A 13,640-nucleotide genomic window follows, 5' to 3' on the forward strand; every position below is an offset into this window, starting at 1 on the left:
CCGTATGCGGCGGGGGCGGTTAACACCTACGGCCGATCTCCACTGGCGGGCACTGCCGCGAACGTGAGGATGAACGTGGCACCGGCACCGCTCGCAGGTCGATGAACGATGTTGCCGCCCATGGCCAGCATGAACTCCCTGGCGATGGCGAGCCCCAACCCGGTGCCGTGCACCGGGCCCGGTCCGGGGGCATACCGGAGGAACAGCCGGTCGGCGTCCTTCTGCGGGATCCCTGGGCCCTGATCGGAGATCAACAACGATACCTGGTCACCTTCCGGAACGATCTCCAAGGTGATGCGGCCGTGATCCGGTGAATGCCGCACGGCATTGTTCAGGACATTCACCATGACCCATACGGCCTTCGCTGCATCCACCTTGATCCGGAGGTCGGTTGTGCTGCCAGGGCGCGCGAAGCGGATGCCCTTTTGTTCGCCCTGCCGGCGAACCGCATCCAGGGCATCATCGATCAACGGACCCAGCGCATGCTCTGCGATGGTCACGCGGATGTTACCTGTCTCCACCTGCGCGAGGTCCAGCAGTTCGCTTACGATGCGCACGAGCCGCTGATGGTCCTTGCGCAGGTCGGCGATGATCGCCGTCTGGTCCGCGGTGAGCCGGTCGGCCTGCTGGCGCTCCAGGAGCGAAAGCCCGATACCGGTGCTGGCCAGCGGGGTTTTCAGTTCGTGGCTGATGGTGGCCAGGAAATGCGTTTTGGCGCGGTCCTTCTCCTCGAACGGGGTCACGTTGCGCAACACGGCCACGGTGCCCATGCGCTCGTCCGAGCGTTGGATCGGGACATGTTCGAGCGTGAAGAACTGCTCCCGTCCGTCCTTCACGATCTTCAGGGGCCCTTGGCGTTCGCCGCTGAGCACCACCCGCAACAGGTCGTTCACGCGGGAGGCCTCGCTCACCGTGCGCCCCACAATGTCGCTGGCGGCCACTTCGAGCAGGTCGAGCGCTTGCTGGTTGGCGAAGAGCACGTTGCCCTGTTCGTCCAGGCCGATGCTCGCGTCCTGCAACGATTGGATCACCGCTTCAGCACGCGCTTTCTCGTCCATGATGCGCGCGAGGTTGCTGCTTTCCCAGCGTTGCAGCTCGCTTGCCATGGCGTTGAACCGTTCGGCCATGTGCCCGAACTCATCGTTGCGATCGAGCTCCACACGCTCGTGGTAGTCGCCCCCGGCCACGCGATCGATCCCCTCGGTGAGCCGGCGGATGGGCTCGGCGATGTGCTCGGGTATGCTGAAGAGCATGGAGAGCGCGATCAACGCGCAGAACGTTCCCGTGATGCCGATCCAGACGAGTGCGTTATCGCCCTTGCTTTCCGCGGCCGCCACCCTGCGCACGATGGCCTCTTTGTTCAGGTCCACGATGCGCGCGATCCGTTGGCGCAGCACAGCGGTGGGAACGGGGTCGCCATCGGTTTGCGTCCACGCGTCAACGGCACGTGCGAGCTCGGCGGTGGCCTGGTCCTCGCCCACTTCGGTGATGTTGGCCTGCTGCTTCGCGAGCAGTGCGCGAAGCCGGTCGGCGGCCGCACCATCGGGCCCGTCGATGGCGGCGACCATGCCCTGCATGTACTCGATGCTCGTGTAGTTGGCCTGGAGCAGGCCCCGGCCCTCGCCGCGCAGCGACCAGATGGTGCCGTAGCTCACCGCGGCCAGGACGAAGACCAGCAGTGCCAAGGCACCGAGCGCCAGGGTGAGCCGGACCTTGGTCTTCATGACAGGATCACCAGGTCAACGTCGTTGTCCGAAAGCGCCGACAGCAGTCGGCTGAAGGTATTGGTGCGCAGCATCACCTGCCAGATGCTGATGTGCGGCTTGCCGATGCACAAAGTGGTCACGCGCTTGTCCTTCACCACTTGCAGGATCGCTTCGGTGATGTCGGCGCGCTCCAAGTTGAGGATCTTCGCCGGGAGGAACCCGATGCCCTGTTTCTGTGCGGCGGCCTGGGCTTGGATCACCTCGGCACCCAGCTCCGTGGCCAACTTGAAATTGTTGATCAGGTGGCGCTGTTTGTCCAGCGGTATCCGGTCCACGGTCTCGTTCGGCGTCTGCACGTAGAGCACGCTCCAATCGCTGTGGTAGTAGTTGGCCAGCCGCGCCGTCTTGCGGATGATCTTGCGGGCCACATCGGCGTTGCTGCTTATCAAAGCGAGGAAGTGCTCGTGCCGCAGCTGCTTGGGTTTCTCCACTTCCTGCTCCACTTTCCGCTCCACTTGCCCCGCCACCTCTTTCAGGGCCAGCTCTCGCAATTGCAGGATCTTCTCCGGCTGGAAGAAGTTGCGCATGGCCGTCTCCACCTTCGCCTTGTCGTAGATCTTGCCCTCGCGCAGCCGCGTGATCAACTCATCGGCCGTGAGGTCGATGTTCACCACCTCATCGGCTCTTTGCAGGAATTTGTCCGGCACTCGTTCGGTGATGGTCACACCGGTGATGCGCTCCACCTCGGCGTTGATGCTCTCGATGTGCTGGATGTTGACGGCGGTGATCACGTCGATGCCGTTCTCGAGCAGCTCCAGCACGTCCTGGTAGCGCTTTGCGTGCTTGCTGCCGGGTACGTTGGTGTGCGCCAGTTCGTCCACGATCACTACGGCCGGATGCAGCAACAGGGTGGCGTTCAGGTCGAACTCTTCCAGCCGCTTTCCCTTGTAGTACACTTCACGACGCGGGATCACGGGCAGTCCTTCAAGCAAAGCGTGCGTATCCGCCCGCAGGTGGGTCTCGATGTAGCCCACTTGGATGTTCACGCCTTTCGCTAGAAGGTCATGCGCCTCCTCGAGCATACGGTAGCTCTTGCCCACACCGGCGCTCATGCCTATGTAGACCTTCAGCCGGCCCCGCTGGGAAGTCGGCCGAAGCAGGGGATCGGTGCCGTCCGAGGCGATCAAGGCAATGCGATGGCAAGACTGGTCGTGAAGAAAACGTTGTCAGTGGTCGCTGCGCCGTCCGCATCCATGAAGATCTTGTCTTCGCCCTGGAGCATGCGGCCCTCGATACGCCACAATACATTGGGCGCGATCCAGCGATCGAGGTTCAGTGAGTAGCCCATGGTATTGAACCCGTTGGGCGTTCCCGTGGCGATGATCACGCCATCCTCGTCCTGGTACAGTTCCCAGCGAGCGGCGATGTAGGTACGGTCGTTGATCTTGAACCGCGGGATCACGATCGGGGTGATGAACATGTTCGTACTGTCGCCGCTGGCCGCCTCTTCCGTGCCGATATCACAACCCAGGATCAGCCCGAGGCGATCGGTCACCTGGAACTGCGCGTACAGGTTGTTGAAGATGCGCATCTGGCTCAGACTGTCCGGCTTGTCATTGCCAATGAAGGTGCTCCAGTTGATCACGGTGTTGCTGTTCGGTTTGTACGTGAGTTGCGTGCCGAAGGCGAGCGTGTTGTTACCATCCACCCGCGCGATGCGCTGCCAACCGTTGAGCAAGAGACCGCTCGCATACCATTTCCCGTTCGAGCTGGTGTAGCTCAAGCGCGCGCCGGCTTCGTAATACGGTGTGTTGTCCGCGAGCAGGCTGCGGGTCAGGTTCCAACAGTCCTTGCCGATGGCGCTCTCGAAGCCGATGTGGCTTGGCATGATGCCCGCATCGAGCCATAGCTCTTTCTTCTTGCTCAGTTTCACACCGGCATTCGTTTCGAACACGCTGCGCAGCAGTTCGGGCTCGGCGGCGAGGTTGTACTGCGGGTAGGTGCCCGCCATCAGTGCGATGTTGCCGCGCACGTAGTTCTTCGCGTAGTTGAGCTTCACCATGCCGAGGTTCAGGTTCACCTCGTTGTGCCGGTTGAAGCTGTAGAAGAACCCCGGTCGCAGGTGGCTGTCCGGGTTGGCCAGGTCGTAGCTGTAGTACACCTCAGCATAGGCGCTGATGGTAACGGCGCTGTCGAGCTTCTGCGCGTTGGAGGCAAGGGCGATGCCCACGAGGGGCAGGAAAAGCAGGCGTTTCATTTGGTTGCGGCGTCGAGCGCCAGGTTGAGTTCAAGTACGTTGATGGTGGTCGTACCGAACAGGCCGAGCAAAGGTCCGTCGGTATGCTGTTCGATCAGTTGATGGACAGCCGATTCGCTCATGCCGCGTGCAGCAGCGATGCGTTCGGCCTGCACGCGCGCGGCCTGCACGCTGAGGTGCGGATCCAGACCGCTGCCGCTGGCCGTGACCAGTTCGCTGGGGATCTCGCCCTTCGACACGCCCGGGTTGTGCACCAGGAAGGTGTCGATCCGTGCTTGCACGGTGGCTAGGTAGTCCGGATTGCTGGGGCCTTTGTTGCTGCCGCTGCTGCCCGATGCATTGTAGTCGATCGCGCTGGGTCGGCCCTGGAAATAGCCGTCGCTCGTGAAGAGCTGGCCCACGAGAGCGGCGCCGATGGGTTCGCCATCGCGGCTCAACAGTTCGGCCTGGCCGCCTTGCGGAGCCGCGACCTTCGCGAAGCCCCAGACGATGAGGGTGTAGATGCCGCAGCAGAGGACCAGCATCACAGCGGTCATACGCAAGGCATGGATCAGATTCGTTTTCATGGCAGGTTACAGTGAGGTCATTGGATCGCACCCGGAGCGTCGACCCACTGGGTCGACCTGACTGGTGCAATGGAGAATGTGAGATCCATTTTCAGAAGAACGGCGTGATCAACAGATCGATCAGTTTTATGCCGATGAAGGGCACGATGACGCCGCCGAGGCCGTAGATCAAGAGGTTGCGGCGCAGGATGGCGCTGGCCCCGATGGGTCGGTACTTCACGCCGCGCAGGGCCAGCGGGATGAGCATCGGGATGATGATCGCATTGAAGATCACGGCGCTGAGGATCGCGCTCTCGGCACTGTGCAGCCGCATGATGTTGAGCGCGCTGAGAGCGGGAATGCTCACCATGAAGAGCGCGGGTACGATGGCGAAGTATTTCGCGACATCGTTGGCGATGCTGAAGGTGGTGAGCGTGCCGCGCGTCATCAGCAGTTGCTTGCCGATCTCCACCACTTCGATGAGCTTGGTGGGGTCGTTGTCCAGGTCCACCATGTTGCCGGCCTCCTTGGCGGCTTGCGTCCCGCTGTTCATCGCCACGCCCACGTCGGCTTGCGCCAGAGCTGGTGCATCGTTCGTTCCATCGCCCATCATCGCGACCAGCTTGCCGCCCTGCTGCTCCCTCTTGATGTAGGCCATCTTGTCCTCGGGCGTGGCCTCGGCGATGAAGTCGTCGACGCCGGCCTTCTCCGCGATGTACTTCGCCGTGAGCGGGTTGTCGCCCGTGACCATCACCGTCTTCACGCCCATCTTCCGCAGGCGCTCGAAGCGTTCATGGATACCCGGCTTGATGATGTCCTGGAGCTCGATCGCCCCGATCACCTTCTCATTCTCGGCCACCACGAGCGGGGTCCCGCCATTCTGCGCGATGCGCTTCACCTCGGCGTCCACTTCCTGCGGGAAGCTGTTGCCCGCGCTCTCGGTGAGCTTGCGGATGGCATCCTGTGCGCCCTTGCGTATGCGAAGGCCGGTGCCGAAGTCCACGCCGCTGGTACGCGTTTGCGCGGTGAACTTGATCAGCGCGGCGCCTTCCATCGAGATGGATCGCGTCGCATCGGTGCCTGCCAGCTCTACGATGCTCTTGCCCTCGGGCGTGTCGTCGGCCATGGAGCTGAGCGCGCAAGCCTTGATGAAGTGCGCCTTGTCCACGCCGTTCGCGACATGGAACGCGGTGGCCTTCCGGTTTCCGATGGTGATGGTGCCGGTCTTGTCCAGCAGCAGCACGTCCACGTCACCGGCGGTCTCGACAGCACGACCGCTCTTGGTGATCACGTTCGCTTGCAGGGCGCGGTCCATGCCGGCGATGCCGATGGCGCTGAGCAGGCCGCCGATGGTCGTCGGGATCAGGCACACGAAGAGGCTGATGAAGGAGGCGATGGTGATTGCCGTGTTCGCATAGTCCGCGAAGGGCTTCAGCGTCACGCACACGATCAGGAACACGAGCGTGAAGCCCGCGAGCAGGATGGTGAGGGCGATCTCGTTCGGTGTCTTCTGGCGACTGGCACCTTCCACCAGGGCGATCATGCGGTCCAGGAAGCTGGTGCCCGGCTCGCCCGTGACTTCCACGGTGATCCGGTCGCTCAACACGCGCGTGCCGCCCGTAACACTGCTACGGTCGCCACCGGCCTCGCGGATCACCGGCGCGCTCTCCCCCGTGATGGCGCTCTCGTCGATGGTGGCCAGGCCCTGGACGATCTCACCATCGGTGGGAATGGTATCGCCCGCTTCGCAGAAGAACACATCACCCATGCGCAGTTCGCTGCTGCGGATGGACTTGATGCTGCCGTCCTTGAGCTTGAGCTTGGCCGGTGTGTCCTCGCGCAATTTGCGCAGTGATGCTGCCTGCGCCTTGCCGCGCGCTTCGGCGATGGCTTCGGCGAAGTTGGCGAAGAGCAGGGTGAGGAAGAGGATGAGGAGGACGGTGAGGTTGTACCCGAAGGAACCTTGCGATGCATCGCCGCTGAACGCGGTATACAGCGTCACCAGCAGCATGATGGCGGTGCCGATCTCCACGGTGAACATCACCGGATTGCGGAGCATGATGCGCGGCGAGAGCTTCACGAAGCTCTGCGCGAACGCTTCGCACACCAGCTCGGCGGGAAAGAGGGATGTGGCTTTATTGCTCATTGTATGCGCCGAAGCGCGTATTAGGTGCCGTAGCTCTGCGGAGGCATCGCGAAGGCGTATGGATCACATGCTGAAGTATTCGGCCAGAGGACCGAGGGCCAGCGCGGGGAAGAAGCTGAGCGCGGCCAGGATGAAGATGAGGGCGAACGTGAGGGCGCCGAAGGTGGCGGTATCCGTGCGCAGCGTTCCGCCGCCGGCAGGCACCACTTTCTTCGCGGCCAGCAAGCCGGCGATGGCCAACGGACCGATGATCGGCAGGTAACGCCCAAGGATCAGTACCAGGCCGGTGAGGAAGTTCCAGAAGAAGTTGTTGTCGCCGAGGCCCTCGAATCCGCTGCCGTTGTTCGCTGCCGCGCTGGTGTTCTCGTACAGCATTTCACTGAAACCGTGCGCACCGCGGTTGTTCAGCCAGTTGGCGGGTTGCACGGTCCACGCCGCATCGCCATGATGCGTGTTCGTATAGCTGGCGATCGCTGTGGCCACCAGGATGAGGAAAGGATGCAGCAGCGCGATCAAGGTGGCGATCTTCACTTCGCGCGCTTCGACTTTCCGGCCGAGCAATTCGGGTGTGCGGCCCACCATCAGCCCGGCGATGAAGACACCGATGATGATGAAGATGTAGTAGTTGAGGAAGCCCACGCCCACGCCGCCGTAGAAGGCGTTGATCATCATGTCCAGCATCTGCAGGGCACCGCTCAGCGGGGTCATGCTGTCGTGCATGGCGTTCACGCTGCCGTTGCTGGTGGCGGTGGTGGCGATGCCCCAGAAGGCCGAGGCCTCCGCACCGAAGCGCACCTCCTTGCCTTCCATGCTGCCCATCGGCTGTTCAATGCCCATGGCGGTGATCGACGGGTTGCCCGCGCGTTCGGCCAGGATCGATCCCGTGGCGAAGAGCGCGAAGCCCATCGTCATCACGCCGAACACCGTCCATGATAGCCTGCGGTTGTTCAGGTAGAAGCCGAAGGCGAACACCAGCGCGATGGGAATGAGCAGTATGGCGATCGACTCCACCATGTTGGTGAGGTAGTCGGGGTTCTCCAGCGGGTGCGAGCTGTTCACGCCGAAGAAGCCACCGCCGTTGGTGCCCAGCTGCTTTATGGCCACCATGCCCGCGGCGGGACCTTGCGTGATCTGCTGTTCCGTGCCCTCCAGGGTGGTCACCGTACTACGGCCATCGAAGGTCATGGGCGTGCCACGCACCGCCAAGATGAAGGCCACCACCAGCGACAGCGGCATGAGGATGCGCGTGATGCTGCGGGTGAAGTGCATCCAGAAGTTGCCGAGAGCCTCACCCCCGGCCCCTCTCCCAAGGAGAGGGGAGCAATGCGCCCCGGCACCTGGAGCCATCGCCTTGAACACGGCGGCCAGCGCGGCCATGCCCGTGGCGGCGCTCACGAACTGGAAGAACATCACCACGAAGAGCTGCGTGAAGTAGGTGAGCCCGCTCTCGCCGCTGTAGTGCTGCAGGTTGCAGTTCACCACGAAGCTGATCACCGTGTTAAAGGCCAGGTCGGGTGTCTGCCCGGCGTTCCCGTCGGGGTTCAACGGCAGCTTGTCCTGGAAGATCAATGCGAAGAAACCGTAGACGAACCACACGAGGTTGATGGTGAGCAGCGCCTTCAGGTGCTGCTTCCAGGTCATCTCCTTGGTGGCGTCAACCCCGGCGAGGCGGTAAATAGCGCGCTCCAGCGGAAGGAGGAAGTCACTCCAATGCTTCTCGCATTTGTAGATGCGGGCGATGTATCGTCCCAGAGGGATAGCCAGCACCAGCGTGAGGCCGTACATGGCGATGACGCCGAGCAGTTCTGTGTTCATTGGTCGTGGTCCATTGAGTTGTCACGCTGAGCGCAGTCGAAGCGTCAGTATTTCTCGGGTTTCAGCAGTACGTGCAGCAGGTAGCCGAACACGGCGATGCAGACGATGAGGAGGGCGGTGAACATGGTCTCAGATGTTTTCGAACCATTTGGTCGCTCTGAAGAAGAGCCCGAAGCACAGCAGGCCGACGGCCAGCAGGAAGAGGATGATGGTGATGTCGCCCATGGCCGTGTTTGTTTGCAACACGGGCCTTGCGAAGAGGGTGCCAGCGAACGGACTGTTGTGTGGAAGCCTTACAGGGCTTGGCGCTCAGTGTGGATCAGCGATCGGAGCAATTGAAGAGGACCCTACCGAAATGGAAGGGTGGGATGCAGGAATGGAAGGCTCAGAGGCTGTACGTCTTCACCTTCGCATACAGCGTGGTGAGGCCGATCCCCAGCAGCTCGGCGGCCAGGGTCTTGTTCCCTCCGGTGTGCGCCAGCACCCGGCGGATGTGCTCCTGCTCCACGCGCTCCAGCTCGTAGATCGATCCCAGCTTCTGTTCGGGCTCCCCTTGCAGTTCGAGCGGCAGCGAAGCCAGATCCAGCAGCGGGCCTTCGCACAGGATGCACGCGCGTTCGATCACGTTGCGCAACTCGCGCACATGGCCGGGCCAGGCGTAAGCTTGGAGCCTCGTATTCACATCCTCCGCCATGCCGGCGATCGGCTTCTTGAACTTCGCCGCGAAGCGCTCGATGAACACCTGTGCGAGCAAGGGGATGTCCGCCTTGCGCTCGGCCAGGTCGGGTAGTCGGATGATGAAGGCGGAGAGCCTGTAGTAAAGGTCCTGCCGGAAGCGGCCCTCGGTGCTCTCGCGCTGCAAGTCGCGGTGCGTGGCAGCGATGATGCGCACATCGGCCTTGTGCGGCGTGGTGTCACCCACGCGCAGGAAATCGCCGGTCTCCAGCACGCGCAACAACTTGGCCTGCATGGCTGTACTCAGCTCGCCCGCTTCGTCCAGGAAGAGCGTGCCGCCCTTCGCCGCTTCGATCAAGCCCTTCTTGTCCTTGGTGGCACCGGTGAAGGCCCCGGCCACATGACCGAAGAGTTCGCTATCCAGCAACTCGTTGCTGAAAGCGCTGCAGTTCACCGCGAGCATCGACCTGCTACCGCGCGAACTGGCCGCATGGATGGCCTGCGCGAAGACTTCTTTGCCCGTACCCGTCGCGCCAGTGACCAGCACCGTGGCTTCCGTGGGGGCCACTTTGCGCGCTAAGGCCACCGCTTGCTGTATCGCTGGTGTGCGACCGGTCACCGCTTCGAACGGATCATCGCGCCTGGTTTCCACATGGCGCTGCACGAGGGCTTTCTCCAAGGCTTTGCTCACCGTGGGGACCAGCTTGTCATTGTCGTCGCCCTTCACCAGGTAATGGACGGCACCGTTCTGCACGGCCTGCACGGCATCGTGGATCGTTCCGAAGGCGGTGAACACGATCACCTCCGCGTCGGGCTGCTGGCTCTTGATCGCTTTGGTCAACTCCACGCCGTTCGCATCGGGCAGCTTCACATCGCAAAGCACCACATGGAAACGCTGGGCCTTCAAGCGTTGCATGGCTTGGGCGCCGGTGGCAGCGAGGCTCACCGCATAGCCTTCACCCACAAACAGCCGTTGCAGCATGCGGCCCAACTGCGGTTCATCGTCGATGATGAGGAGTTGATGCACGGCGGACACGTGACAAACTTACGCGTACGCTCCCGTGACGACCGTGCATGTTCGGCGCCACAATGCTGTTCGCGTGGAACAACTGGATCGGGCCATGCATGAACGGGGTATTTCCTGGGCGTAGCTTCGACAGTGAAAAGGCCAATGAACGGCGGTGCGACCAACGCCCGGTCCGTGCAACTTCGCGACATGCCCGCCAAGACAGCTGGTAAACCCTCCACCATCCTTGCCGGTGGTTTGCGCTTCGCCTCCGCCCGGGAACTCCTGGACTTCCTGCCGACCGATGAGCGCGCCTTGCTTGAACGCTTGCGCGAGTTCGTCATCAGCGAAGCACCACAGTTGCACGAGCGCCTCTCGTTCAACATCCTCGCGTACAAGCAGCGCCGTGATGTTTGTTTTCTCTGGCCCGCTTCGGTGCTCTGGGGAGGTAAGAAGACCTACGATGGTGTTCGGTTCGGCTTCTCGCACGCTGATGCGCTCAGCGATCCCTCGGGCTATTTGGAGCGCGGCACGCGCAAACAGGTGTACTGGCGCGATCTGCAGGAGTTCACGCGCACCGATGAGCGGATGCTCGGGCAGTTGCTGGAACAGGCCGTGGTGCGGGACCGTGAGCAGGGGACCGGACTGCGCTGAGCCGTCAGGGTTTGTCGCGCCCAGCAAAACGCTCCCGGCCCTCGAGGAATCCGATCGCACGCGCCACGTTCTTCCTGATCGCTTCCTCGCTCTTCAAATGGCCGATGTAACGCATGATCTCCTTGCGGCGCGAAGGCGATAGCGCGTCGAACACCTTACGGGCCTTGTTGTTTTCCTTCAGTGCCGCTTCCAGGGCCGGTGGCATGGGGATCGATCGATCGCGCGGGTCGAACGCAATGCGGATGCGCACCGTGTCGCCGACGCCCCTCTTGGCTGCCTTCAGCATGGGCCCGTTCAGGTAGAGCCGCCAGGCACCGGCATACTTCACCAGCGTTTGGATGAAGGCATGTCCATCGATCGTGCCGTGAACAGGGATCGGCCCTTTGTCCTTGCCCGCTTGTGCGAAGAGCTGCGCCAACGTCGATTCCGGAAGCAGCACGTACGGATTGATGCCGATGATGGCGATATGCGCCTTGAACGCAGGGGAGAGGGTGGATCGCACCATGGTTCAGTAGCCTCCTGCAGTATCGTCCCCGCGTGGGTCGGCACCACCTTCCAGTCGTCCATCGGCCAGCACGCGGATCGCATCCACCCGGCCGATCGGCTTGCGCACCTTGAAGACATGGCCCATCGATACCAGTTGGAGACTGTCGGCAGCCGCGATCGCGCCGGCCTCGATGAACACGGAATCCGGGAGCCATTGGCTGTGGAAGCGTGGCGCCTCCACGGCTTCCTGCATGCTCATGCCGTGGTCCACCAAGTTCAGCACGACTTGGAAGACCGATGTCGGGATGGTCGCCCCGCCCGGCGTGCCGATCACCATGAAGAGTTCGCCGTCCCTGGTAACGATGGTGGGTGCCATGGACGATAGCATCCGCTTGCCGGGTTCGATCGCGTTGGCGTCGCCGCCTATCAGACCATAAGCGTTGGGTGTACCGGGCGCGATGCTGAAGTCGTCCATCTCGTTGTTCAGCACGAAGCCGGCACCGCCTACAACGACCGCTGAACCGTACCAGCTGTTGAGCGTGGTGGTGCACGACACGGCGTTGCCATGCGCATCGATGATGGAGAAGTGCGTCGTGTGCTCGGGTTCCAACACTGGTTCACCGGATGCGATGCGCACATTGGGCGTTGCGCGCGCTTCATCGAAGTCCTTCATGCGGTGTTCGGTGTAGGACTTGTCGAGCAGTAGGTCCAACGGCACATCAACAAATCCCGGGTCGCCCAGCAGCTTGGCCCTGTCGGCATATGCCCTTCGCTCAGCTTCGATCATGCGGTGAACCGTGCTTGGGTGCTGCCAACCGGTGGCGGTCACATCCACGGGCTCCATCGCATTGAGCAGTTGCACCAGCAGCACACCACCACTGGAAGGAGGGGCCATGCTGATGATCCCCAAGTTGCGGTACGTTCCTTCGACAACGGGGCGCCACACCGGCTGATATGCGGCAAGGTCCGTCACGGCAATGATGCCTTTCCCGCGCCGCATTTCGTCCAGTATCAATTGCGCTGTGGTCCCACCGTAGAATCCGTTCCGACCTTCATCCCTGATCCGTTCCAGGGTGCGTGCCAACTCGGGTTGATGGAAGATCTCGCCGGCCGACCATGCAGTGCGGCTAGTGAAGGCGTTCGGCCGCGTGCAGTAACGGTCCATGGAGGCCAGCACGTCGTTCAATTCCCGGGCTTCCAAAGGCGTCAGTGCGCATCCGTGCGCGGCCAGGTCGATGGCTGGTTGGATGAGCCGTTCCATGGGAAGGCTCCCCAAACTGTCGTGCAAGGCGAACAGACCTGCAACGCTCCCGGGGACACCTGCGGAACGGTGGCCGAACCGGCTGGCCATCGGCATGGGTTTTCCGGCGGTGTCCAGGAACATGTCCCGCGTCGCTGCGGCCGGTGCGGTCTCGCGGAAGTCGAGCGAAAGTGCGCGCCCATCGTTCAGCCTGATCACCGCAAAACCACCTCCACCGATGTTGCCTGCCCAAGGTGCAACCACTGCCAGCGCCCAGTGCACCGCAACGGCCGCGTCTATCGCATTGCCGCCTGCACGAAGCACTTCCACACCAACAGCGGTCGCCAGTGGGTGGGCGCTTACCACCATGGCGCTATCAGCCACCACGCCGAGCTCCTCAGCCCCGTCGGAGATCGCATGCGGTGCCGGTCCGCACGCAACGAACGCAGCGGAAAGAAGAACCGTTGTGAGGCAGGCTGACAACTTCATTGCATGAAGGTAGCTGCCGATCAAGAATGAGGTCCCGGGAGGAGGACTGGATCTCAGGGCTGCGCGGATGCTTCGGCCGGTGCACCGGGCTCTGGCAAAGCGATGTCCGAGTTCCAGATCTCGCGGTGCACCTTCCATGCACCACCATCGTTGCGGTAGATGGCGATGAACTTGCCCGCATCGAGCTGGGTGCCTTCGTCGTCTATCACGCGGTAGTTGCCCACTTCAGTGACTTCCGTGGCCGTGCCGCTCACTTCCTCGCCTTTGATGTCGAGCGTCGTGGTCTGGCTGTCGCCGTTCCACCAATAGAACTTCGTTATGGCGTCGATGCCGCACACGCGTGCCATGTTCGGCGCGAAGACGCAGGCATCGTTGGTGTAGCGCGCGGCGAAATAGGCCGTGGTACTGTCGCGGAACCGGCCGTCGTACGTTTTGTTCATGCTGTCCAATACGGCTTTTACGCTGGCAGCGGAGAACTCCGGAGCGGCTTTCTCGATCGGTGTTGGTTGTTGGCAAGCCATAGCGAGAAGGCCGAAGCCAAGAACGGGAAGCAGGATGCGTTGCATGGATCGGGGGGATGAACGGCGAAAGGAAACCAGGAAGCGCCGGACTTGGTGCAGG

General features: G+C 62.3%; 12 protein-coding genes. 1 reads left to right on the forward strand and 11 read right to left on the reverse strand.

The features are described from left to right. Positions 1–26: 26 nt before the first annotated feature. The 8 genes from IPJ76_15935 to IPJ76_15970 all read right to left on the reverse strand — a co-directional run bounded on the left by IPJ76_15935 (position 27) and on the right by IPJ76_15970 (position 10,171). Positions 27–1,724, reverse strand: a complete 1,698-nt coding sequence (locus IPJ76_15935; GenBank protein ID QQR86077.1) for a HAMP domain-containing protein — start codon at positions 1,722–1,724, stop codon at positions 27–29. After that, the gene (locus IPJ76_15940; protein ID QQR86078.1) at positions 1,721–2,818 is read right to left on the reverse strand and encodes a sensor protein KdpD; all 1,098 of its coding nucleotides are present in this window, start codon (positions 2,816–2,818) and stop codon (positions 1,721–1,723) included. The genes IPJ76_15935 and IPJ76_15940 overlap by 4 nt, the downstream gene beginning before the upstream one ends. Before the next feature lie 71 nt (positions 2,819–2,889). Then, positions 2,890–3,963 carry a porin gene (locus IPJ76_15945; GenBank protein QQR86079.1) on the reverse strand — a complete coding sequence of 358 codons (1,074 nt, stop codon included), beginning with the start codon at positions 3,961–3,963 and terminating at the stop codon, positions 2,890–2,892. Further along, positions 3,960–4,529, reverse strand: a complete 570-nt coding sequence (locus IPJ76_15950; protein ID QQR86080.1) for a K(+)-transporting ATPase subunit C — start codon at positions 4,527–4,529, stop codon at positions 3,960–3,962. Before IPJ76_15950 ends, IPJ76_15945 begins: the two co-directional genes overlap by 4 nt. Positions 4,530–4,620: 91 nt before the next feature. Further along, the gene (kdpB, locus tag IPJ76_15955) at positions 4,621–6,654 is read right to left on the reverse strand and encodes a potassium-transporting ATPase subunit KdpB (protein ID QQR86081.1); all 2,034 of its coding nucleotides are present in this window, start codon (positions 6,652–6,654) and stop codon (positions 4,621–4,623) included. Between the two features lie 63 nt (positions 6,655–6,717). Continuing rightward, positions 6,718–8,469 (reverse strand): potassium-transporting ATPase subunit KdpA, encoded by a 1,752-nt coding sequence (kdpA, locus tag IPJ76_15960; GenBank protein QQR86082.1) that lies wholly within the window; start codon positions 8,467–8,469, stop codon positions 6,718–6,720. 44 nt (positions 8,470–8,513) lie between these two features. Then, positions 8,514–8,594: a potassium-transporting ATPase subunit F gene (locus IPJ76_15965; GenBank protein ID QQR88481.1), complete on the reverse strand. Its 81-nt coding sequence runs from the start codon at positions 8,592–8,594 to the stop codon at positions 8,514–8,516. Positions 8,595–8,854: 260 nt separating this feature from the next. After that, on the reverse strand, positions 8,855–10,171 hold the full coding sequence (locus IPJ76_15970) for a sigma-54-dependent Fis family transcriptional regulator (protein ID QQR88482.1): 1,317 nt from the start codon (positions 10,169–10,171) through the stop codon (positions 8,855–8,857). 189 nt (positions 10,172–10,360) lie between these two features. Here IPJ76_15970 and IPJ76_15975 point away from each other — a divergent pair, with 189 nt between their 5' ends. After that, positions 10,361–10,804, forward strand: a complete 444-nt coding sequence (locus IPJ76_15975) for a DUF1801 domain-containing protein (protein QQR86083.1) — start codon at positions 10,361–10,363, stop codon at positions 10,802–10,804. 4 nt (positions 10,805–10,808) lie between these two features. On the opposite strand, the gene IPJ76_15980 is transcribed toward IPJ76_15975, so the two are convergent. The 3 genes from IPJ76_15980 to IPJ76_15990 form a co-directional block, all read right to left on the reverse strand. Beyond that, on the reverse strand, positions 10,809–11,309 hold the full coding sequence (locus IPJ76_15980) for a DUF1905 domain-containing protein (protein QQR86084.1): 501 nt from the start codon (positions 11,307–11,309) through the stop codon (positions 10,809–10,811). 3 nt (positions 11,310–11,312) lie between these two features. Further along, on the reverse strand, positions 11,313–12,899 hold the full coding sequence (gene ggt, locus IPJ76_15985; protein ID QQR88483.1) for a gamma-glutamyltransferase: 1,587 nt from the start codon (positions 12,897–12,899) through the stop codon (positions 11,313–11,315). Positions 12,900–13,072: 173 nt separating this feature from the next. Continuing rightward, the gene (locus IPJ76_15990) at positions 13,073–13,585 is read right to left on the reverse strand and encodes a hypothetical protein (protein ID QQR86085.1); all 513 of its coding nucleotides are present in this window, start codon (positions 13,583–13,585) and stop codon (positions 13,073–13,075) included. Positions 13,586–13,640 lie beyond the last annotated feature (55 nt).

This window comes from Flavobacteriales bacterium, from assembly GCA_016699575.1.
Classification (GTDB): Bacteria; Bacteroidota; Bacteroidia; order Flavobacteriales_F; family PHOS-HE28; genus PHOS-HE28.